Below are 20,556 nucleotides of genomic sequence, written 5' to 3'. Positions count from 1 at the left end.
ATGTTCTCCAAGATTCTTATTGCGAATCGTGGCGAAATTGCTCTGAGGGTTCTCAGGGCATGCCGTGAAATGGGTATTAAAACGGTTGCTGTGCATTCTACTGCTGATGCCGATGCCATGCACGTTCGCCTGGCAGATGAGGCAGTTTGCATTGGCCCTCCCAATTCTCGCGAATCCTACCTGAATGTGCCGGCCATCTTATCAGCGGCAATCATTACAGGAGCTGAGGCTATTCATCCAGGCTACGGCTTCCTGTCTGAAAATGCTGATTTTGCTGAAACTGTTGTTGAACATGGGCTTGCCTTTATTGGTCCGACGGCTGAACATATCCGCATGATGGGTGATAAAATCACCGCCAAAACAACGATGGAAGCATTAGGCGTGCCTCTTGTGCCTGGCTCTGATGGTGCGGTTGATGACCTTGAAACGGCACGTTCGGTGGCAGAAAAAGTTGGCTACCCGGTTATTATCAAGGCCACTGCTGGAGGTGGTGGTCGTGGCATGAAAGTTGCTAATGACGAAAGTGAGCTTGCAGAAGCCTGGCGTGTCGCCCGGACCGAAGCACAGGCTGCTTTTGGTAATGGGGATGTTTATATCGAGAAATATCTCGACCGTCCCCGTCATATTGAATTGCAGATTATTGGTGATCATTTCGGTAATGTGATTCATCTTGGTGAGCGTGATTGTTCCTTGCAACGTCGTCATCAGAAATTGCTTGAAGAGGCAGGTTCTCCAGCTATTACGGCTGAGCAACGCGATGAAATCGGGGCGACTGTTACAGCAGCTCTTTCCAAAATGGGTTACCGTAATGCCGGGACACTGGAGTTCCTCTATCAGGATGGGCATTTCTGTTTTATTGAAATGAACACACGTCTTCAGGTTGAACATCCTGTGACTGAAATGATCTCAGGCGTTGACCTGGTGCGTGAGCAGATACGTGTTGCAGCTGGTGAGAAGCTTTCTTATCGTCAGGAAGATATTCACCTGAACGGACATTCTATAGAATGCCGCATTACAGCAGAAGATCCTGCGACCTTTGTGCCTAATCCAGGAACGGTTAATGTGTTCCATGCTCCTGGTGGTCTAGGGGTCAGGATGGATAGCGCTCTTTATGCAGGTTATAAGATTCCCCCTTATTATGACAGCATGATTGCTAAGTTGATTGTCCATGCTCCAACGAGGATGGAAGCGATTGCCCGTATGCAAAGGGCTTTGGAAGAATGTGTTGTAGATGGCGTGAAAACAGTGATTCCGCTTCATCAGAAAATCCTGGCCGATCCAGAATTCCAGAAAGGTGATTATACAATTCACTGGCTGGAAAATTTTGTCGCTAGATTGAACGCTGTCTCCTGAAAACTACCTTTTGGAAATTCAGTGTTTATCTGAATTGTCATGATCCCCGCCATTGAGCGGGGATTTTGTTTTAGCGACAGGCTTCCTTAAGTCCCATGCCAGCAGCCAAAGGGCATAATGGCAGGCAAATGCAGAAAAAAGCTCCCAGTAAATATAGGTTTGAGGCAGGTGATATACCTAACTGAACTGCGTAAGAGGCAGCCGCACCGAAAATGAGAACGGGGACACTTAAAGGAAGGCCCAAAAGGGGTAATAGAATATTGCCTCTTCTTGCTCCCAGACTGATAGAGGCAATCATTCCCCCAATAAGAGAGAGCGAGGCACTTCCCATAGTAAGACTTGCGAAAAGAGGAGGAAGTTCCCTGCCTTCCAGTCCGAACATGATACTTAAGGGGAAAGCGGCAATAAGAAGAGGGAGGCCGGTTGTCAGCCAGTGTGTGATGATTTTGGAAAAAGCTACACCTGAAGGAGGTACGCTGCACAGCATCAGCTGGTCGAGAGAGCCATCATCGAAATCCTGATTGAAAAGTCTTTCAAGCGATGGAAAGCTGGCCAAAAATATACAGACCCAAAGGATCCCTGGCCCCATTTGATGAAGCATGGCAGGAGATGGGCCAAGAGCTAGTGGAAAAAGAGCAGCACATAAAATAAAGAAAAGCAGACTGGCCAGAGTTTCGGCACCGAAGAAAAAGGCCAGACGGATTTCTCGCTCTAATAGGGCCTTGAACGGTGTCATGAGGCATTTTCTCTATGGTGCAGGGGAGAAGCTTTCAAAGAAAGAATATGATGATGTTCCAGTGGAAGAGGAACATGGGAGGTGGCAATAATTCCGCCCCCGCGGGCCAGGTGGGTGCGCATGAGGACGCCTAACTGTTCCAGGCTTGTCTGATCCAGCCCGACAGATGGTTCATCCAGCAGCCAGAGGGGGGCTTTGCTCAAGGTTATGCGCGCTAAAGCCACACGCCTTTTCTGCCCGGCTGAAAGGAGTCGGACAGGGCGATTTGCAAGGGAAGTCAGGGAAAGGTTTGCGAGAGATTCCTGCATGTTTCCTTGTCCGAGTTTCAGGCTGAACTGTAAATTCTGCTCTACAGTTAAAGCAGGTTTGAGAGCATCAAGATGCCCCAGCCAGGCAATATCTGCAGGGCGATTCAGTGTTCCGGCTGAAATAGGGCATAAACCTGCAATCACACGAAGAAGAGTGGATTTCCCAGCACCATTGGGACCAGTAAGAAGGAGTGCTTCCCCCTTTTTAAGTTCTGCAGAGACGTTTTTTAAAACGAGTCTTTCTCCACGGAAAACGGAGACCGATGAAAGCTCCATTAAGGAGGATGACGTCATGGAGAAAATCCGCCTGAACATGAATCTCGGGCCAAAATAGAGGAACTCCCCTTCTGTGAGAAGTCTGGGTTGAAATAAGATGATGTAAAATTGTTTTAAAAAGAACAAGTTTTCGTTATGAGCAAAGGGCATAACGGTGAAATGTGAACGAGCAGGTTTGCTCTGTTTTGTAAAATGGGGATTCCTGAACTGACTGATCTGGTATTACAGGCCAAAAAAATTGCCAAATCCTTTAGTGGACAGGAAGTCCTCAAAGGTGTGTCTCTGGATGTGGAGCGTGGTGATCTGATCTCGATCATCGGTCCATCTGGATGTGGGAAATCAACATTTTTACGTTGTTTGAATTTTCTAGAACATCCTGATTCAGGTGAAGTCCAGATCGAAAATGTCAGTCTAAATTGTTCAGGTCGCTGGACTCGGCAGGATGAAGCACAGGCGCATAAATTGCGTGCGCATGTAGGAATGGTCTTTCAATCTTTTAATCTGTTTCCTCATCTTACGGTGTTGGAAAATATTGTCATGGCTCCGGTGCATGTCAAAAAAATGGCTCCCGCGCAGGCCGAAGAGATTGCCATGGAATTATTACAGAAAGTAGGACTTAAAGAGGCCGTTAACCGTTACCCTGACCGACTGTCAGGGGGGCAGAAACAACGTGCCGCCATTGCTCGTGCTTTGGCTATGCGGCCCTCTGTTATGCTTTATGATGAACCGACTTCGGCCTTGGACCCGGAGCTTTCTGAAGAGGTTCTGTCGGTCATGCGCGCATTGGACGAAGAGGGTATGACCCAGCTTGTCGTGACCCATGATATGCGTTTTGCCAGAGCAGCTTCAGATAGGGTTTTATATCTGGAGGGCGGCGAAATTGTTGAAAGTGGAAGCCCTGATCAAATTTTTGTTCATCCACAGGAAGTGCGGACACGCCGTTTTTTGAGGACTCTTCTTTCATGATTAAGTGGAGACCATTTTTTCTGCTCTGTCTATTCGCTGCCCTGTCATTTCTGCCCTGTTTATCGCGGGCAGAAATTGCGGCTTATTCTGTGCCCGGGGCACAAAATGAGGCAGATCTACCCTGGTCTTCGGATGGGGAGGCAAATGTCCCTTACGTCTTTCATGACCCTGCTGATGATCGTCATATTACTGGTTTTGAATATGATCTGATGAATGAAATTGCGCCTCTTCTGCATCGTAATTCACGTTTTGTGCAAAATGGATGGGAGGGGCTCATTCCTGGTCTGTCACGCGATCTCTATGCAATGGTCATTGATGGGATCGAGATGACCCCTGAGCATAAGGCTGCAGTGCTTTTCAGTCGTCCCTATTATGTGACAACGGACCGGATTGTCGTGCGTAAGGGGACGAAGGGCCTTGAAACACTTGAGTCCTTAAAAGGACACATTATAGGCACCATAAAAAGTACAGCTGCTGAGCGCCTTCTGATGCAGCAGGATGCTAAAAATTTCAGGGCTTATGATGAAGAGACCAATCTTTTTACGGATCTCAGGACGGGGCGGCTGGACGCTATTTTGATTGATGAGCCTATTGCGCTTTATTATTGCTCGGCTGATATGGAAATTGTTGGCAAACCAGTAGGTGAAATTGCTTATGGTATTGCGTTTTCAAAATCGAACCCTGCCTTGCGTGATGCGGTCGATCAGGCATTGATGATATTGATCCAGAATGGAAAGCTGCATGACATTCTGGCAAAGTGGAATCTCTGGACTCCTCAAATGGCCCATTATACAGGCGATAGCTCAGTCTCGCCTGTTCAGCCTGTTGCATGGGAACGATACCGGACAGTAATGGCCGGTATATCTGATGGCAGCACATGGGCTTTAATGCACCGTTATATGAGTTTTCTTCCTCTGATTGGGGAAGGGATGCTCATGACGCTTGCTGTTTCAGCTCTGGCCATGATCATAGCCGTTGTTCTGGGAGTAGGGCTTGCCCTGTTGCGACATTATGGGGCTACGTCCCTTCGTTTTCTAGCAGGTTTATATATTGAGATTGTCCGTGGTACGCCGCTCCTGATCCAGATACTCTTTATTTTTTATGGTTTGCCCACTTTGGGAATAAGGCTGTCACCTTTTTTTGCTGGTGTTGTAGCTCTGGGGTTGAATTACGCAGCTTATGAGGCTGAAAATTATCGTGCTGGTCTCCTTTCTGTGCCACGTGGGCAAATGGAAGCTGCCATTGCGTTAAATATGACCCATTTTCAGGCTTTGCGTCTGGTGGTTGTGCCGCAGGCTTTCAGGACCGTTGTCCCTGTCATGACAAACGATTTTATTTCTTTACTGAAAGACAGTTCCTTAGTGTCTGTGATTACGTTAACGGAACTCAGTCAGACCTATATCCGTCTTTCCTCTACCTATTATGATTATATCGGTACCGGTCTGATGGTGGGGGCAGCTTACCTTCTTGTGGGCCTGCCCTTTGTCCGTCTGGCCCATATGGCTGAAAAGCGTATGGGTAAGGCAATTCATCAGGGGCATCATTAAGCAAATAGCTCTAATAGTGGTTCGAGGCGGGGTCATATTTCCCACCTCGACTAGCGCTAGGGGGGAGGGTGTTATTATATCCTTCAGTAAGCAGATTTGCCCAGAGAGGCAGCCATTCCTCTGTTTTATGAATAAAGTTAAGGGCCTCTTTATCCTTTGGTAGGATTTCTTTGTCCCAGTGATCAAGAGGGGCGAGAAGGCGTGCTGTATTTTTCTCCATAGGTGCCAGTAATATATCAACGGCAGCGCCTGTTACCTGCCCGGCAGGAAGTGGGGCAAGATGGCGCCATCCAACGCTTATCATGAGTGGTGGCAGCAAAAGTCCAGCATCCCTGATACGGGTGACGGCCGTGTGAATAAAGGGGTTTAGGCTGACAACGTCATTTGCCATCAGGGCATTGGCGAGGAATGTGCAATTGACCTGTCCTGGTGCATTTCTGATGGAAGAAAAATAATTTCTGTCATCGTGGCATGGGTTTAGCAGATTTTCAGCCAAGATAGGTGGGAGGGCCTGTTGCGAAAATTGTGCCGTAATCATCCCTGTTACGACACTATTATTGAATCGTGCCAGAGCAATAAAGCTGACGCTGTCTGGGGCATTGCCCTTTGTTTGCACAACAGGGTGCCATTCTCCTTCAGGTAAGGGAAGCAGATGGCCAGCGATGGCAATATGGTCTGAAAAGGACACCTGCATATCGGGGAGCAGAATCGGGTCGCCATTATTCTGGTTATCCCCGTCTTTCTGTGGAGCTGAAACAGCGTTTTCTTCAAAGTGATCTTTCCCAGGGAGCCATGGAAAATGATGTTTTAGCCATGGTGTTGGATAAAAGAGGGATAGTCCCAGGCAAAGGACAAAGATGAGCAGCGAGAGACGCCATAAGGGAGCGCGTCGCCATAAAGATTGAAAGCTACTCATGGATTATCCTTTTACCGTGGCGGGGGTCAGGCGTTCCTGAACTATGGAGAGTCTTTTAGCGACGAGGGTCATCCGTCCATCATGCTCTTTCAGTGTTAATTGAATGGGTGCGGCACTTTGCTGGCTTAGTGCAATCAGGCTTTCGCCAATTTGATCCTCAATTAAACGGATGATCCCGTGAGCGGTGAGAGAGGGGTCACGTTGCTGCCTGATAAGGGGGAGAATAAGGCTGGGATCAATTCCGCCAGTTTCAACGCTCAGCCCATAATCTTTAATCATGTTTTCAAGAAGGATGGCAGAAACACAAGCAAGGTTTTCTGCTTGAAGGGGGTGTAAAAGAAAAATCCTGTCACATTGATTGATGAGTTCAGCCTGTATTCTGGCCTCATGAGCGGCTTTGTTGCTGATGAGTCTTCTGTCTTCAGTTGTCTGACTGTTTTTTGAGTCTGTGTATGATTCTGGCTTTTCCGTGCTTTCGGTCAAAATAAAGAGTGCTCCCCGGAAAGGGGAGACAGGCCCATTCTGGCTCAGCCATTTTTCTGAAAGTTGTGACCAGTCTTTAGAAGAAAGAGCATGGCAGTTTGAAATGATAAAAACAGCTTGAGGTGTGCTTTTTATAAGCGCCGTAAGCTGCGCTGAAAAAGAAAGATCCCCTGTAAGATTTTCTCCAGCCTTTAAGAGAAAAAAGGGACGATTTAATTGCCGTGCTATCTGCTGGGCCAGAAATTTTTTCCCGGTCCCAGCTGGTCCCAGAAAGAGGAAAATACCGATCGGCCTGTATGGTTTCTGGGTTGTGAGACGCAACTTAAGCTGCTGGGCAATATCTTCGCAGACGAGATCCTGACCGATCACGCGCGCTCTTAAAGAGGCTGCCAGTTCGCCAGCGTCCAGTTTCCTGTCCTGATAGGAGCGGGCAAGAATTTCATTTATTTTTTGCCGACTGGTAAAATGGTCAAGCAACCAGAGCAAGAGACCCCGTCTTCGCCTTAGTCCCAATCGGGCAAGCCGGTTAGAGGAAAATTCATATCCATAGCCAATAAGGACAAGAAGAAGCGATATAAGAGCCAATGGAAGGAAAAAAGCCCGACCGTGATCAATGATGGTTTCGTAAAGAGAGAGAAATTTCTGCCCTGTAACCGGTAAGAGTAAGAAAAGCTGACAAACTGCCAGGATAACGAATAAAAGCAGCAAGAGGGGCATCGCTTTTGTGAGTAAATTCATCAGAGAACGCAGCATAGAAATTGATGATCCTGGTTGAACGGTAAGTTCTTTAGCGGGGCTTTTAAAACTCTCAACTGATTTTAAAGAAAGCTAATTCTTGCTTAAAACAAGCAGATCAAGCAAGAGATTACTGTAGGGTATGCGTTAAATTGAAGTGGGCTGGGAACCTGTCAGGTTGTATGTGATGGAAGTAGGGTTCTGTAAAAGAGAGCTTGCATCCTTGGGACAGGAGGATTATTGTCACCAGGAGTTTAATTCATCTTCCGGTTTTTTGGAGGGTGGCCCTATAGGGCCGCCTTTTTTTGTTGGGATCAATATTTTTTCATGACTGAGTCTTCTGAATCCGTCCATGGCATTCTCCGTCTCAGCGGGCTTGAGGCACAGATAGCCGAACGTATCGCGCCAACCTTGTCTGATCTTGGTTACGAGCTTGTACGCTTGTCTGTTATGGGGCATGAGACGCCAACTGTTCAGGTAATGGCAGATAAAGCGGATGGATCTTTGATTTCAGTTGATGATTGTGAGCAGATCAGCCATGCAGTCGGGGCTATCCTGGATGTGGATGATCCTATTCCAGGAGCCTGGACGTTGGAGGTCTCTTCCTCTGGTATTGACCGTCCTTTGACGCGGCTGAAAGATTGGGAACGTTTTGCCGGACATCTGGCTCGCGTGGAGTTGGATGTTGCTCTGGAAGGTCGTAAAAGATTTGCCGGGGTCGTTATGGGTGCCAGAGATGGCGCTGCGATTCTCAGGCTGGATGATGGAACGGAAGCTGCATTGCCGCTCTCGGCGGTGAGAAAAGCACGTCTTGTTCTGACTGATGCGCTTATTGAAGCGAGTGCTGTTTTGGCGGGTCTGGATGAGTCTCTCGAAGAGGGAGGCCAGAAGCGCCGTGTGCCGAAATTGAATCCGAAAAAGCCGGGAAAGAAATATTCATGACCCGTCTGATGTTGGTAGGAGGTCCGATTTAATGGACACGTCTGTTACACGTCCCGAATTACTGCTGGTTGCAGAGGCTGTCTCGCGTGAGAAGAATATTGATCGCGAACAGGTGCTTGAAGCCATGGAACAGGCCATCCAGAAGGCTGGTCGCGCCAAATATGGTCATGAAAAAGATATTCGCGCGACAATTGACCGCAAAACAGGTGAGGTGCGCTTAAGCCGTTGGACTGAAGCTGTTGAAACGGTTGAAAATGAACATACTCAGATACCGCTTCATATTGCGCGTAAATTTCAGCCTAATATTAAAGCCGGTGAGCATTTGATTGACCCCCTGCCACCGATTGATTTTGGGCGTATTTCCGCTCAGATGGCTAAGCAGGTTATTGTCCAGCGCGTGCGTGAATGTGAGCGCAAACGCCAATATAACGAGTTTAAAGACCGTATCGGTGAAGTCGTTAACGGCACTGTTAAACAGACGGAATACGGCAATCTCATGGTTGAGATCGGTAATGCTGAGGCTTTGCTACGCCGTGATGAACTGATTCCTCGTGAGTCGTTCCGCAATTCTGACCGTATCCGTGCCTATATTTATGATGTGCGTGACGAGCCTCGTGGTCCGCAAATCTTCCTTTCCCGTACGCATCCTGGTTTTCTGGCGAAACTCTTTGCGCAGGAAGTGCCAGAGATTTATGATGGTATTATCGAGATCAAGGCTGTTTCCCGTGATCCTGGTTCAAGAGCGAAAATGGCTGTGATGTCCCATGATGCAGCAATTGACCCTGTTGGCGCCTGCGTGGGTATGCGTGGTTCACGTGTTCAAGCTGTTGTAGCCGAGCTACAGGGAGAGAAAATTGATATCATTCCTTGGAGTGCACAGGCAGCAACCTTTGTTGTAAATGCTCTTGCTCCTGCTGAAGTCTCTAAAGTGGTGATGGATGAGGAAGCGGGGCGCGTCGAGGTGGTTGTGCCAGACGAGCAGCTCTCTCTGGCGATTGGGCGTCGTGGGCAGAATGTGCGTTTGGCAAGCCAGCTAACGCGTTGGGATATTGATATTCTGACAGAGGCAGAGGAATCCGAGCGCCGTCAGGAAGAATTCCGTAAGCGGACACAGCTTTTTGTCGAAGCTTTGGACGTCGATGATGTTATCGCAGGACTTCTGGTGACAGAAGGCTATCACACGATTGAGGATCTTGCTTACGCAGAGGTTTCCGATCTATACGATATTGATGGCTTCGATGAAACCGTTGCAGAGGAGTTGATGACCCGCGCCAATGAGTATCTGATCGGGCGCGAGCAGGAGCTCGATGAACGCCGTAAAGAGCTTGGCGTCTCAGATGATCTGGTTGCCCTTGAGGCTTTCCCCCTGAAGGTTCTTGTTGAGCTGGGTGAGAAAGGGGTTAAGACCCTTGATGACCTGGCTGATCTTTCTGGTGATGAGCTTGTCGAGCTTCTTGGAAGTGATGTCGTGAGTGAAGAGGATGCCAATGAGATTATCATGGCAGCACGTGCTCACTGGTTTGACCAGGAATCCTCATCAAAAGCGCCAGCGGAAGGTAATGACGCTGAATAATACGGACAATCTTTGCGATCTTGATGAAGGTCCTTTAAGAGGGAAAAGTGTGAAGGGCCGTCATTTGGCGGGTAATTCGCAAAGGCGTTGCATTGTGACGCGTGAGCATGGGATATCTGATTTTATGCTCCGCTTTGTCATGGGGCCTGAAGGACAGATTGTTCCAGATCTGTCTGAACGCCTGCCCGGAAGGGGTGTTTGGGTCAAGGCGGAGCGTGAGGTTCTGGAATCGGTTCGTTTGAAGCAGATCTTTTCAAAAGCGGTCCGAAAAGAGGTGCAAATTCCTCAGGGAATGATTAACTTAATAAGAAAGGGGCTGGCAAATCGTCTTCAGGATGGTATCAGTCTCGCACGGCGTGCCGGTGAGGCCGTATGCGGGTTTCAAAAATGTCGTGAGAGACTCGTCTCTGGCAAAGTGGGGATACTTCTCTACTCGTCGGGAGCCAGTCGAGGCGAGCTTGATAGGTTGAGGTCAGGGTGCCGGTCAGTGCCGGTTGCTCAAGTGCCGGGGCATGTGCTTGCTTCAGCATTTGGACGTGACCAGGCGATATATGCCGTGATAGGACAAGGGGCACTGGCACAGCGTCTTGTGGCGGATTGTAAGAGATTTTCGGGAGTGGCTGAAACTTCGCTCCCAGATACTGATATGGGTCAGTAAGGAACAGGCGGAACTATGAGCGACGGCAACGAGCGCAACCAGGACGGAAAGCAAACAGAAGTCTCCAAGAGTGGGGACTCCAAGGAAACAAAAGGCAGAAGTGGGCGGTTGTCCCTTCGTCCTGCAGGAAGAAAGGAAGTCGGCCGTACGGTTGATGCTGGCTCTGTACGTCAGAGCTTCAGTCATGGTCGCTCCAAGGAAGTGCGCGTCGAGGTAAGAAAACCTAAGCGTAAAAGTCCTGCAGCAGGGGGGGGCGTTGGTCGTGCTCGCGGTGCCGCTGGTGCACGCGGCTTGACAGCCTCAGAACAGGAAAAGCGTCAGCGCGTTCTTGAGCAACAGCAGCAGCGTCAGGCTGAGGAAGAAGCTGCTCTGAGAGAAGCGGAAAAAATCCGTATTCGCTCCGCAGCTGAAGAAGAAGCTCGCAGGCAGGAAGAGGAAGCTGCACGCCAGCGTGAAGAGCAGGAAGCTGCACGTCAGGCGGAAGCTGAAGCCAAGGCTGAAGAGGAAGCGCGCAAAGCCGCGAAAAGAAAGGCAGAATCAGAGCCTCCTCCGCCGTTGGATTACAATGTTGCATCAGGCGGTGTGCAGCTGGCCGCGCCGACGAAGCGTCTGCGTCCCCTAGCTGAGCGGGCGATTATGCCGGAGCGCACTGCGCCAGCACGTCCTTCACCGCGTGATGAAGAGCCTTCACGTCCTGCTAAAACGGGCGCTAAAACCGCTCCCAGAAATAACGAAACCCTGCATTTGCGCAGCAGCCGTGCTGCTCTCGAAGCTTCCATGGCTGAAGAGGAAAACCGTCGGGGTGGTGGTGCACGTCGTTCCGCTTCTTCTGCGTCAAAGCGTACGCCTTCACGCAAAGGAGGTGGTGGGCAGGATCGCCGTTCCGGTCGTATTGATATTCAGGCAGCGATTGAAGGTGATGACGGAAAAACCCGTTCACTGGCTTCAGTGCGCCGTCAGCGTGATCGTGAACGCCGCCAGGCGGAACTGGAGCGTTTGCGCTCAGATCAGGTCCGTGTTGTTCGTGACGTGACGATTCCTGAGACCATTTCAGTTGCCGAGCTGGCGAATCGTATGGCAGCCCGGCAAGGCGAAGTCATTAAGGCCCTGATGAAAATGGGCGTTATGGCGACCGCGACGCAGAATATTGATGCTGATACGGCTGAATTGCTGGTGACGGAATTTGGTCATCGGGTGAAACGCGTTGCTGAAAGCGATGTTGAAATCGGGATTGAGGGGATTGAAGATCGTGAAGATGATCTAAAGTCTCGTCCTCCTGTTGTTACGGTTATGGGTCATGTGGATCATGGTAAGACCTCATTACTGGACGCATTACGTTCTGCTGATGTAGCAGAAGGTGAAGCTGGGGGAATTACCCAACATATTGGCGCCTATCAGGTTACACTGCCTGCAGGACAGAAAATTACGTTTATTGATACACCTGGCCATGAAGCCTTTACGGCCATGCGTGCTCGCGGTGCTTCTGTTACGGATATCGTCATTCTGGTTGTAGCTGCTGATGATGGGGTGATGCCTCAGACTGTAGAAGCTATCAAACATGCCAAAGCAGCTAATGTGCCTATTATTGTGGCAATCAACAAGATGGATAAGCCTGGTGCAGATCCTAATCGCGTACGTAGTGAGCTGCTGAATTACGAGATTGTCGTCGAGAGTATGAGTGGTGACACTCAGGATGTAGAGATCTCTGCTCAGAAGAAAACAGGTCTGGATAAGCTTCTTGAAGCTATCCTGCTACAGGCAGAAATTCTTGATCTCAAGGCAAATCCTGACCGTATGGCTGAAGGAGCGATTATCGAAAGTCGCCTTGATCGTGGGCGTGGTGCTGTTGCAACGGTTCTGGTCCAGAAAGGGACACTGCATGGAAGCGATATTGTTGTCGCCGGTGCAGAATGGGGTCGCGTAAGGGCGTTGCTGGATGATCGTGGCCGGCAGGTTAAAAGTGCAGGGCCTTCAATGCCTGTTGAAATTCTGGGTATGTCTGGTGTGCCTGATGCTGGTGCTCCTTTCGTGGTGGTCGAGAGTGAATCCCGTGCCCGTGAAATCAGCGAGTTCCGTCAGCGTGTCATCCGTGAAAAGACAAATGCTCGTCAGGTAGCGGCGCGTGGCACGCTTGATCAGATGCTTGCTCGTATTCAGGCAGGTGAGCAGAAAGAAGTTGCTCTTCTGATCAAGGCTGACGTTCAGGGGTCAGCTGAGGCTGTGGCTTCAACTGTTGAGAAACTGTCTCACGAAGAAGTCATCGTCCGTGTGCTGAATGCTTCAGTGGGACAGATTACAGAAAGTGATGTCCAGCTTGCCAAGGCTTCCAATGCCGTTATCGTGGCCTTCAATGTCCGCGCAACAACCCAAGCTCGGGAACTGGCGCGCCGTGAAGGTGTAGATATCCGGTATTATTCAATTATCTATCAGGTTGCTGATGATGTTGAGCAGCTTGTCAAAGGCAAGATTGCGCCGAAGCATCGTGAGAAATTCCTCGGCTATGCGGAAATTCGACAGGTCTTCTCGATTTCCCGGGTGGGTAAGGTTGCTGGCTGTTATGTCACAGAGGGCCATGTCAAGCGTGGTTGTGGTGTCCGCCTCCTTCGTGAAAATGTTGTTATTCATCAAGGTGAACTCAGCCAGCTCAAGCGCTTCAAGGACGATGTCAAGGAAGTCGCTCGTGGGTATGAATGTGGCCTCTCTTTCGCCGGATATAATGATTTAAGGGAAGGCGATGTCGTTGAATGTTATGAAATGGAAGTGATTCCAGCTTGAAGAAACGTCTGAAGTTTGATTTTGGTGGACCTGCGGGGCATGATCCCGCAGGTCCTTCTATGCGTCAGAAACGTGTTAATGAAGAGGTAAGGCGCGTCCTATCCGGTGTTTTTACGCGGACCGAATTTCGTGACCCCGAGCTGCATGATGTGCAGATTACAGTCACGGAGGTCAGGACATCGCCTGATTTCCGCCATGCGACTGTCTTCGTGACGAGATTAGGGCGTAGCGATGTTTCTGAATCGCTTCCTGCCTTAAAACGGGTTGCGCCTTTTCTGAGGACTGCCCTCTCTAAAGCTTTAAGATTACGCATTGTGCCAGAACTTCATTTTCAGCCTGATACTTCCATGGATTATGCTATGGAGATCGAAACGCTGATCCGCTCTCCTGATGTTCAACGTGATCTTCAGGGTGATCGTTCATCGGAGACAGAGGTTTAGCGTTTTTTATGGCACGCAAGCGTGGGCGCGAGATTAATGGCTGGTTGATTCTGGATAAACCGCTAGGGCCGACCTCTACCAATATGGTCAATAAAATGCTGCATCTCTTTGATGCGCGTAAGGCCGGCCACGGTGGGACACTCGACCCACTGGCTTCTGGTATCCTGCCTATCGCTTTTGGGCGTGCAACAGCAACGATCCCTTATATTATGGACGCGACGAAACGTTATTGTTTTACGTTAAGGTTCGGGGAAAGTCGCACAACAGATGACGGAGAGGGGGAGCCGCTTGCCTTTTCCGATCATCGGCCTTCCGATGAAGAGATTCGGTCTGCGCTACCGCGATTCTGCGGCGATGTCATGCAGGTCCCTCCAGTCTATTCGGCATTGAGGGTCGGCGGAAAGAGGGCTTATGACCTGGCCCGGGAAGGAAAACCACCTGAACTTCCTGCACGTGGTGTAAGAATCGATTCGGTTGAGTTGATTGAGCGTCCTGATAGAGACCATGCAGTGTTTGAAGTCCAGTCTGGAAAGGGCGTTTATATGCGCTCTCTTGCACGCGATATTGCGCTGGCTTGTGGGACTGTAGGCCATATTACAGTCTTACGGAGACTTCAGTGTGGTCCATTTAATTTATCTCATGCTTATACTCTTGATGAGATATTACTAGACAAATGCTCTGAAACTAGAGACAAGTCTGAAATTCTTCCGGTCCCTTTGCTGGAAGTGGCAACCGCGCTGGCCGACATCCCGGCGCTGGCTGTGACCAAGGCTGAAGGGAAAGCACTGATTCGTGGGCAAACGATTGATGTTTCCTCATGGAGTGGTGCTTCACAATATGGCCCTGAAGTGTCTGTTCAGGCAGATTCTCTATGGCGGGTTGTGCTTGAAGGACACGTTATCGGTCTTTGCCGTTTTGATGAAGGACGGTTGAGGGCGGTGCGTATGTTGGAAAACCATTTATTTTTTGGAGAAAACGATGTCGATCACACCTGAACGTCGTACTGCGTTAATCGCTGAATATCGTCTAACCGATGATGACACAGGTTCGCCTGAAGTGCAGGTTGCCCTGCTGACAGAGCGGATTGTAAATCTGACTGAACACCTCAAGACACACGCTAAGGATTTCCATTCCCGTCGTGGTCTTCTGATGCTGGTCGGCCGTCGTCGCGGTCTGCTGGACTATCTGAAGCGTAAAAGCCAGACTCGTTACCAGACACTGGTTGAACGTCTCGGCTTACGTCGTTAAAATCTTGATAACTGGGAGGTTTTACAGACCTTCCAGTTATATCTCATAGGCTATGAGAAGGTAGGAATGTGATGAATGAGCGTTTCAGGCCACATGGTGTCGTTACGGAGTCCGTGATCCGTTTTCCCCGCCATGCCGTCCGAAATGCTTCTCATTTTCCTTAAGAATCTTCTGGTAGTCGAACATTTAATGCCCGGAAGGAAAGAGTATGTTTGATTATTTTCGTAAAGAAATTGAGTGGGCTGGCCGTCCCCTTATCCTTGAGACAGGTAAGATTGCCCGTCAGGCTGATGGCGCTGTTATGGTTACTTACGGCGGTACGGTCGTGCTTTGTACGGCTGTTGGCGCAAAAACCGTTAAGGCGGGGCAAGATTTTTTCCCTTTGACAGTCACTTATCAGGAAAAAGCTTACGCAGCGGGGAAAATTCCAGGGGGGTTCTTTAAAAGAGAAGGGCGTCCTTCCGAAGGTGAGATTCTGAATTCTCGTCTGATTGACCGTCCGATCCGTCCTTTGTTTCCTGAAAACTTCCTTAATGAAGTACAGGTCGTTGCAACGGTTCTGAGTCATGACATGGAGAATGATCCTGCCATTCCAGCGATGATCGGTTGTTCGGCAGCCCTGACGCTTTCTGGAATTCCTTTCTTTGGTCCGATTGCTGGTGCCAGAATTGGTCAGATCGATGGCGCGTTTGTGCTCAATCCCACGATTTCAGAGACGAAAGAAAGTGCTCTTGATCTCGTTGTTGCAGGAACTTCTGAGGGCGTACTGATGGTTGAATCAGAGGCTCAGGAACTTTCTGAAGAACGTATGCTTGAAGCTGTGATTTTTGGTCATACTGCTTTCCAGCCTGTCATTGACGCTATTATTTCTCTTGCTGAAGTTGCGGCTCGCGCGCCATGGTCTCTGCCTGAGACGACCAAGGAAGAAGCAAATCTGCGTAAACGGGTCGAGAAAATCGGCAATAAAATCATGGTTGAGGCGTATAAGGAACGCCAGAAACAGGCTCGTGTCGAAAAGCTTAATGCTGCGAGAGAACGTATTGCAGAGCTTCTGACTGAAGAAGGTCTGGATGCAGAACGTGCCAAGCCTATGATTAAAGAGCTTGAGGCTCAGGTTGTTCGTGGCTCTATCCTTAAAACGGGAATCCGTATTGATGGGCGTAATCTGACGACAGTTCGTCCGATTGTTGCTGAAGTCGGCTTATTGCCTCGTGCCCATGGTTCTGCGCTCTTTACACGTGGTGAGACACAGGCGCTTGTCGTTGCGACATTGGGTACGGCACAGGATGAGCAGGTTATTGATGCGCTGGAAGGTGAATATCGTTCACGCTTTATGCTGCATTATAATTTCCCTCCCTACTCGGTTGGTGAATGTGGGCGTATGGGCTCACCTGGTCGCCGTGAGATTGGTCATGGGAAATTGGCATGGCGTGCGATTAACCCGCTTCTGCCTTCAAAAGAAGCTTTCCCCTATAGCATCCGTGTTGTTTCTGAGATCACAGAGAGCAATGGCTCTTCTTCTATGGCGACAGTTTGTGGTACCTCCTTATCCTTGATGGATGCTGGTGTGCCAATGCCTCGCCCTGTTGCTGGTATTGCCATGGGGTTGATTAAAGAAGAGCGTGGCTACGCTGTCCTGACAGATATTCTTGGTGATGAAGATCATCTCGGGGATATGGATTTCAAGGTTGCAGGAACAGAAGCAGGTGTGACGGCTCTTCAAATGGATATCAAGATTACATCCATTACACCTGAAATCATGAAAACAGCCTTGGAGCAGGCTCGAGAAGGACGTCTGCATATTCTTGGTGAAATGGCCAAGGCTTTACCGGAAGGTCGCGTGGGGGTTTCTGATAATGCCCCCAAAATCGTGACAATGCAGATTGCACAGGAGAAAATCCGTGATGTGATCGGGTCCGGTGGTAAAGTTATCCGTGAGATTGTTGAGTTCTCTGGTGCGAAGATTGATATTGGAGAAGACGGCACGATCACGATTGCTGCCAATAACGATGAACAGGCACAGAAAGCAATAAGCCGCATTGAAGGAATTGTGGCTGAGCCTGAAATTGGCCGTATTTATAATGGTAAAGTTGTTAAAACGGCTGATTTTGGCGCTTTTGTGAACTTCCTTGGTCCTCGTGATGGTCTGGTTCATATTTCTGAGTTGGCTCAGGGACGTGTTGCTAAGACGACTGACGTTGTCAAGCAAGGTGATGAAGTGAAAGTGAAAGTCATCGGTTTTGATGATCGTGGAAAAGTAAAATTATCCATGAGAGTGGTTGATCAGGAGAGTGGTGCGGATATAACAGAGACAGTTGGTGAAAAAGCTGGCCGCCCACGTCGCGAGTCAGAGTAATTTTAAGCAATTGGGGGGAGTTTTTTCTTCCCCTGCAGGATCATGAGACTGAGTAACGGAGAGATCAGACCTCTATGAAGTCGATTAACACCATCCGTTTTTCTGGCCAGGAGGTGTTACCTCTGATTGAAGGGGGTAAGGGTGTCTCCGTTTCAACAGGTGTGTCAGCTGGATATTGGGCAGCAGCAGGCGGTATTGGCACACTTTCTGCAGTCAATGCAGATAGCTATGATGAGCATGGTAATATCATACCGCAGATTTATCATGGCCGTACGCGTCGTGAACGGCAGGAAGAACTTGTCAAATATGCGATTGCTGGTGGAATAGCGCAGGCTAAGATTGCTCGTGATATTTCAGGCGGCAAAGGGCGTATTCATGCCAATTTCCTATGGGAAATGGGTGCTGCTGAAGAGATTATTTCTGGTATCCTTGAAGGAGCTCCGGGTCTCATTCATGGTCTGACTTGTGGGGCGGGTATGCCCTATCGTTTAAGTGAAATTGCAGCACGCTTTGGCGTTTATTATTACCCGATCATCTCATCAGGACGTGCTTTTAATGCCTTATGGAAGCGGTCTTTTTCCCGTGTTCCTGAGCTGATGGGTGGGGTCGTTTATGAGGACCCATGGCGTGCAGGTGGGCATAATGGTCTCTCCAATGCGGAAGACCCTCTCAGACCAGAAGACCCTTTGCCGCGCGTAAAGGCATTGCGTCGTGTTATGCGCAGTTTTGGCCTGGATGAGACACCGATTATTATGGCAGGGGGTGTCTGGTGGCTGAGTGAGTGGGAAGACTGGATCGATAATCCAGAGCTTGGTCCGATTGCTTTCCAGTTTGGTACGCGCCCTCTCCTGACACAGGAAAGTCCCATTCCAGACGCCTGGAAGAGACGTCTCATGACCCTGAAAAAGGGTGATGTTTACCTTAATCGTTTCTCCCCAACGGGCTTTTATTCTTCAGCAGTGAATAATGCTTTTCTACAGGATTTAAGAGCCAGGTCCGAGCGGCAGGTGCCCTATAAATCCGTGCCGTTTGCTCCTTATGATCAACCTTTAGCGTTAGGGGCACGAGGACGTGAGGTCTTCCTGACCTTTGAAGATTGTGAACGCGCCAGACATTGGTGTGAGACTGGTTTTAGTGAAGCTTTGCGAACACCTGATGAAACGCTGATTTTTGTTAAACCAGAAAAAGCACGCATGATCCTTACAGATCAGGCAAATTGTATGGGATGTCTCTCTCAATGCAATTTCTCAAACTGGTGCCAGAGAGGGCCTAAATATACCACTGGTCAGAGGGCTGATCCACGGTCTTTCTGTATCCAGAAAACATTGCAGACTGTTTCTCATTTTGATGAGCTTTCCCCACAGGAAGCTGATGAGATGATGGATCATAATCTGATGTTTGGCGGGACAAATGCGTGGCGTTTTGCTCAGGATCCATTTTACGCCAATGGTCATATTCCTACAGTTCAGGGATTAGTAGACCGGATTATGTCCGGCTACTGAGGCTGGATTGCTATAAGAGGTAAAAGAGGGCCGAAGGGCTCTCTTTTTATTTGTAGGATATTTATGAAAACCAGGTTACAGAAGACCAAGCTCAGTCAGGCGTTTCTTTAAATGTGTCGGTAGGAGATCAATTCCACTTTCTGATGCATCATGGCTGAGGTCAGGGGGGGCGTCTGCCTCCTTAAAATAACGCCAGCCCTGAAAGGGTCTCATGGGGCGGGTCTGCACTGGAATGACTTCATCTGAGACCAGAATCAACGTGCCAGTATGACCATCCTCGCGTGTATAAGGCTCAAAGCCCTTAATTGGCTGGCGGCAGAGTATCAAACCATCCATAACACGATAAAGAGAGCCACCATTCAGGATTTCCTCTGCCTGTTTGGGCATTGTCCGGGTGCGGACAAATCCATAGTTCTTATAGCGTTGCTGTCTGACCCAGTCCTGTAATTCTTCTATGGTAGAGCAGCCAACAGCCAGTTTGATCATATGGAGCATGAGGCGGTTTTCTTTCTTTATGGATATGTGCTCTGAACATCATGTAAGCAGTAATTTAACATGGTTAAATCCTTAGGCTTATTCTTAAAGTAAGAGGCGATTGAGAATCAGTTCGAGCCGTAATCGTCCTTCAGCTGTTGTGCAGAGTTTTTCTTTTGTTAGCAGTAAGTAGTTTTCCTCTATACATGCCTGAAGAATGATTGGATCAAGATATTTTAAAAGAGAACGGCCTATTTTTTGCTCGAAACTGGTCAGGGTGATGCCTTCTTTTAGGCGAAGGCCCATCAGAAGCATCTCTTTGGCCTGATCTTGTTGAGAAAGTAATGTCTCTTCTTTTGTTCCTGTGCCTTTTGTTTCAACAAGTTTGGCCCAGGGTTCAGGGGCACGGTGGCGTCTTACGGCATAATGACTGTTTTGTACTGTAAGGCGGCTATGGGCCCCCGGACCTATTCCTAAATAATTCTCATACCGCCAGTAAGTAAGATTGTGTCGGCTTTCACATCCTGGCTTGGCATAATTTGATACTTCATAGGAATAAAGACCAAATGAGGCTGCTTCACGCTCTGTCATCTGGTAAAGCTCAGAGGCGAGCTCATCAGAAGGGAGGATGAGTTTCCCTTGTCTGTATAAAGCCTCGTAACCTGTGCCTTGTTCAATTGTAAGCTGATAAAGAGAAAGATGATCTGCAGCTAAAGAGAGGGCTTCTTTAAGTTCATCTTGCCAATCTTTGAGTGTTTGATGCGGGCGCGCATAAATAAGGTCAAAAGATAAACGCGGGAACAAGGTACGGGCCAGTTCCAAAGCCTCTCTGGCTTGCGAAACAGAATGCTGGCGTCCTAAAGCTTTAAGGGCATCGTCTCTCAAGCTTTGCACGCCTAATGAGACCCTGTTAATCCCTGCCAGCCGGAATGACTTGAATTTTTCTCTTTCAACACTGGTAGGGTTTGCTTCTAGTGTTATCTCAGCTGTCTCTTTCAGGGTAAAAACTCGCCCTGCTTCTTCGATAAGGGCAGCGACTGTCTGGGGCGCCATAAGAGAGGGCGTACCACCACCAAAAAAGATGGAGCCTAAAGTACGTTTGCCGTCCTGGTTGAGACGATCAGCTTCATGGCGCAGTTCCTGTATCAGGGCACGGGAGAAACGCTCTTGGTCAATCGTTTCCCTAACGTGGGAATTAAAATCACAATAAGGGCATTTTGCCAGACAAAACGGCCAGTGAATATAAAGAGCAAGTGAGTGTGACACGC

The 20,556-nt window shown here is 49.0% G+C and carries 18 protein-coding genes; 12 read left to right on the top strand and 6 right to left on the bottom strand.

The window, feature by feature from the left end:
• Complete coding sequence (gene accC, locus AC3B6P_RS00260) at positions 1 to 1,353, top strand: acetyl-CoA carboxylase biotin carboxylase subunit (RefSeq protein WP_489804164.1); 1,353 nt, start codon at positions 1 to 3, stop codon at positions 1,351 to 1,353.
• Positions 1,354 to 1,423: 70 nt separating this feature from the next.
• Here accC and ccmB read toward each other — a convergent pair whose 3' ends face one another.
• Both ccmB and ccmA read right to left on the bottom strand, forming a co-directional pair.
• A complete protein-coding gene (ccmB, locus tag AC3B6P_RS00255) occupies positions 1,424 to 2,089 on the bottom strand; it encodes a heme exporter protein CcmB (protein ID WP_489804163.1) in 666 nt (221 codons plus the stop codon).
• A complete protein-coding gene (ccmA, locus tag AC3B6P_RS00250; RefSeq protein WP_489804162.1) occupies positions 2,086 to 2,691 on the bottom strand; it encodes a heme ABC exporter ATP-binding protein CcmA in 606 nt (201 codons plus the stop codon). The genes ccmB and ccmA overlap by 4 nt, the downstream gene beginning before the upstream one ends.
• Before the next feature lie 174 nt (positions 2,692 to 2,865).
• On the opposite strand from ccmA, the gene AC3B6P_RS00245 reads away from it, so the two are divergent.
• Together AC3B6P_RS00245 and AC3B6P_RS00240 are read left to right on the top strand one after the other, a co-directional pair.
• Positions 2,866 to 3,639, top strand: a complete 774-nt coding sequence (locus AC3B6P_RS00245; protein WP_489804161.1) for an amino acid ABC transporter ATP-binding protein — start codon at positions 2,866 to 2,868, stop codon at positions 3,637 to 3,639.
• Positions 3,636 to 5,186, top strand: coding sequence for an ABC transporter substrate-binding protein/permease (locus tag AC3B6P_RS00240; protein WP_489804160.1), 1,551 nt, complete (start codon positions 3,636 to 3,638; stop codon positions 5,184 to 5,186). The genes AC3B6P_RS00245 and AC3B6P_RS00240 overlap by 4 nt, the downstream gene beginning before the upstream one ends.
• Positions 5,187 to 5,196: 10 nt before the next feature.
• Here the strand turns inward: AC3B6P_RS00240 and AC3B6P_RS00235 are convergent, their stop codons facing one another.
• Positions 5,197 to 6,102: a hypothetical protein gene (locus tag AC3B6P_RS00235; RefSeq protein ID WP_489804159.1), complete on the bottom strand. Its 906-nt coding sequence runs from the start codon at positions 6,100 to 6,102 to the stop codon at positions 5,197 to 5,199.
• A gap of 3 nt (positions 6,103 to 6,105) precedes the next feature.
• A complete protein-coding gene (locus tag AC3B6P_RS00230; RefSeq protein WP_489804158.1) occupies positions 6,106 to 7,338 on the bottom strand; it encodes an AAA family ATPase in 1,233 nt (410 codons plus the stop codon).
• Between the two features lie 309 nt (positions 7,339 to 7,647).
• On the opposite strand from AC3B6P_RS00230, the gene rimP reads away from it, so the two are divergent.
• The 9 genes from rimP (at position 7,648) to AC3B6P_RS00185 (ending at position 18,814) form a co-directional block, all read left to right on the top strand.
• Positions 7,648 to 8,262, top strand: coding sequence for a ribosome maturation factor RimP (gene rimP / locus AC3B6P_RS00225; protein WP_489804157.1), 615 nt, complete (start codon positions 7,648 to 7,650; stop codon positions 8,260 to 8,262).
• Positions 8,263 to 8,293: 31 nt separating this feature from the next.
• Positions 8,294 to 9,835, top strand: coding sequence for a transcription termination factor NusA (nusA, locus tag AC3B6P_RS00220; protein ID WP_489804156.1), 1,542 nt, complete (start codon positions 8,294 to 8,296; stop codon positions 9,833 to 9,835).
• Positions 9,822 to 10,493 (top strand): RNA-binding protein, encoded by a 672-nt coding sequence (locus AC3B6P_RS00215; protein ID WP_489804155.1) that lies wholly within the window; start codon positions 9,822 to 9,824, stop codon positions 10,491 to 10,493. Before nusA ends, AC3B6P_RS00215 begins: the two co-directional genes overlap by 14 nt.
• 15 nt (positions 10,494 to 10,508) lie before the next feature.
• Positions 10,509 to 13,268: a translation initiation factor IF-2 gene (gene infB / locus AC3B6P_RS00210; protein WP_489804154.1), complete on the top strand. Its 2,760-nt coding sequence runs from the start codon at positions 10,509 to 10,511 to the stop codon at positions 13,266 to 13,268.
• Entirely contained in the window at positions 13,265 to 13,708 is a 444-nt protein-coding gene (gene rbfA / locus AC3B6P_RS00205) for a 30S ribosome-binding factor RbfA (RefSeq protein WP_489804153.1), read from the top strand. The genes infB and rbfA overlap by 4 nt, the downstream gene beginning before the upstream one ends.
• Positions 13,709 to 13,716: 8 nt before the next feature.
• Positions 13,717 to 14,703 (top strand): tRNA pseudouridine(55) synthase TruB, encoded by a 987-nt coding sequence (gene truB / locus AC3B6P_RS00200; protein WP_489804152.1) that lies wholly within the window; start codon positions 13,717 to 13,719, stop codon positions 14,701 to 14,703.
• Complete coding sequence (rpsO, locus tag AC3B6P_RS00195) at positions 14,687 to 14,956, top strand: 30S ribosomal protein S15 (protein WP_489804151.1); 270 nt, start codon at positions 14,687 to 14,689, stop codon at positions 14,954 to 14,956. Before truB ends, rpsO begins: the two co-directional genes overlap by 17 nt.
• Before the next feature lie 208 nt (positions 14,957 to 15,164).
• On the top strand, positions 15,165 to 17,312 hold the full coding sequence (gene pnp, locus AC3B6P_RS00190; protein ID WP_489804150.1) for a polyribonucleotide nucleotidyltransferase: 2,148 nt from the start codon (positions 15,165 to 15,167) through the stop codon (positions 17,310 to 17,312).
• 74 nt (positions 17,313 to 17,386) lie between these two features.
• Complete coding sequence (locus tag AC3B6P_RS00185) at positions 17,387 to 18,814, top strand: NAD(P)H-dependent flavin oxidoreductase (protein ID WP_489804149.1); 1,428 nt, start codon at positions 17,387 to 17,389, stop codon at positions 18,812 to 18,814.
• Between the two features lie 75 nt (positions 18,815 to 18,889).
• Here the strand turns inward: AC3B6P_RS00185 and AC3B6P_RS00180 are convergent, their stop codons facing one another.
• Together AC3B6P_RS00180 and hemW are read right to left on the bottom strand one after the other, a co-directional pair.
• Entirely contained in the window at positions 18,890 to 19,309 is a 420-nt protein-coding gene (locus AC3B6P_RS00180; protein ID WP_489804148.1) for a DUF1489 family protein, read from the bottom strand.
• An 84-nt stretch (positions 19,310 to 19,393) separates the two neighbouring features.
• Entirely contained in the window at positions 19,394 to 20,554 is a 1,161-nt protein-coding gene (gene hemW, locus AC3B6P_RS00175) for a radical SAM family heme chaperone HemW (protein ID WP_489804147.1), read from the bottom strand.
• Positions 20,555 to 20,556: the final 2 nt, after the last annotated feature.

The organism is Aristophania sp. ESL1142 (genome assembly GCF_058107345.1).
The sequence above is the reverse complement of the archived record's forward strand: the minus strand, read 5'-3'. Positions and strand labels throughout refer to the sequence as shown.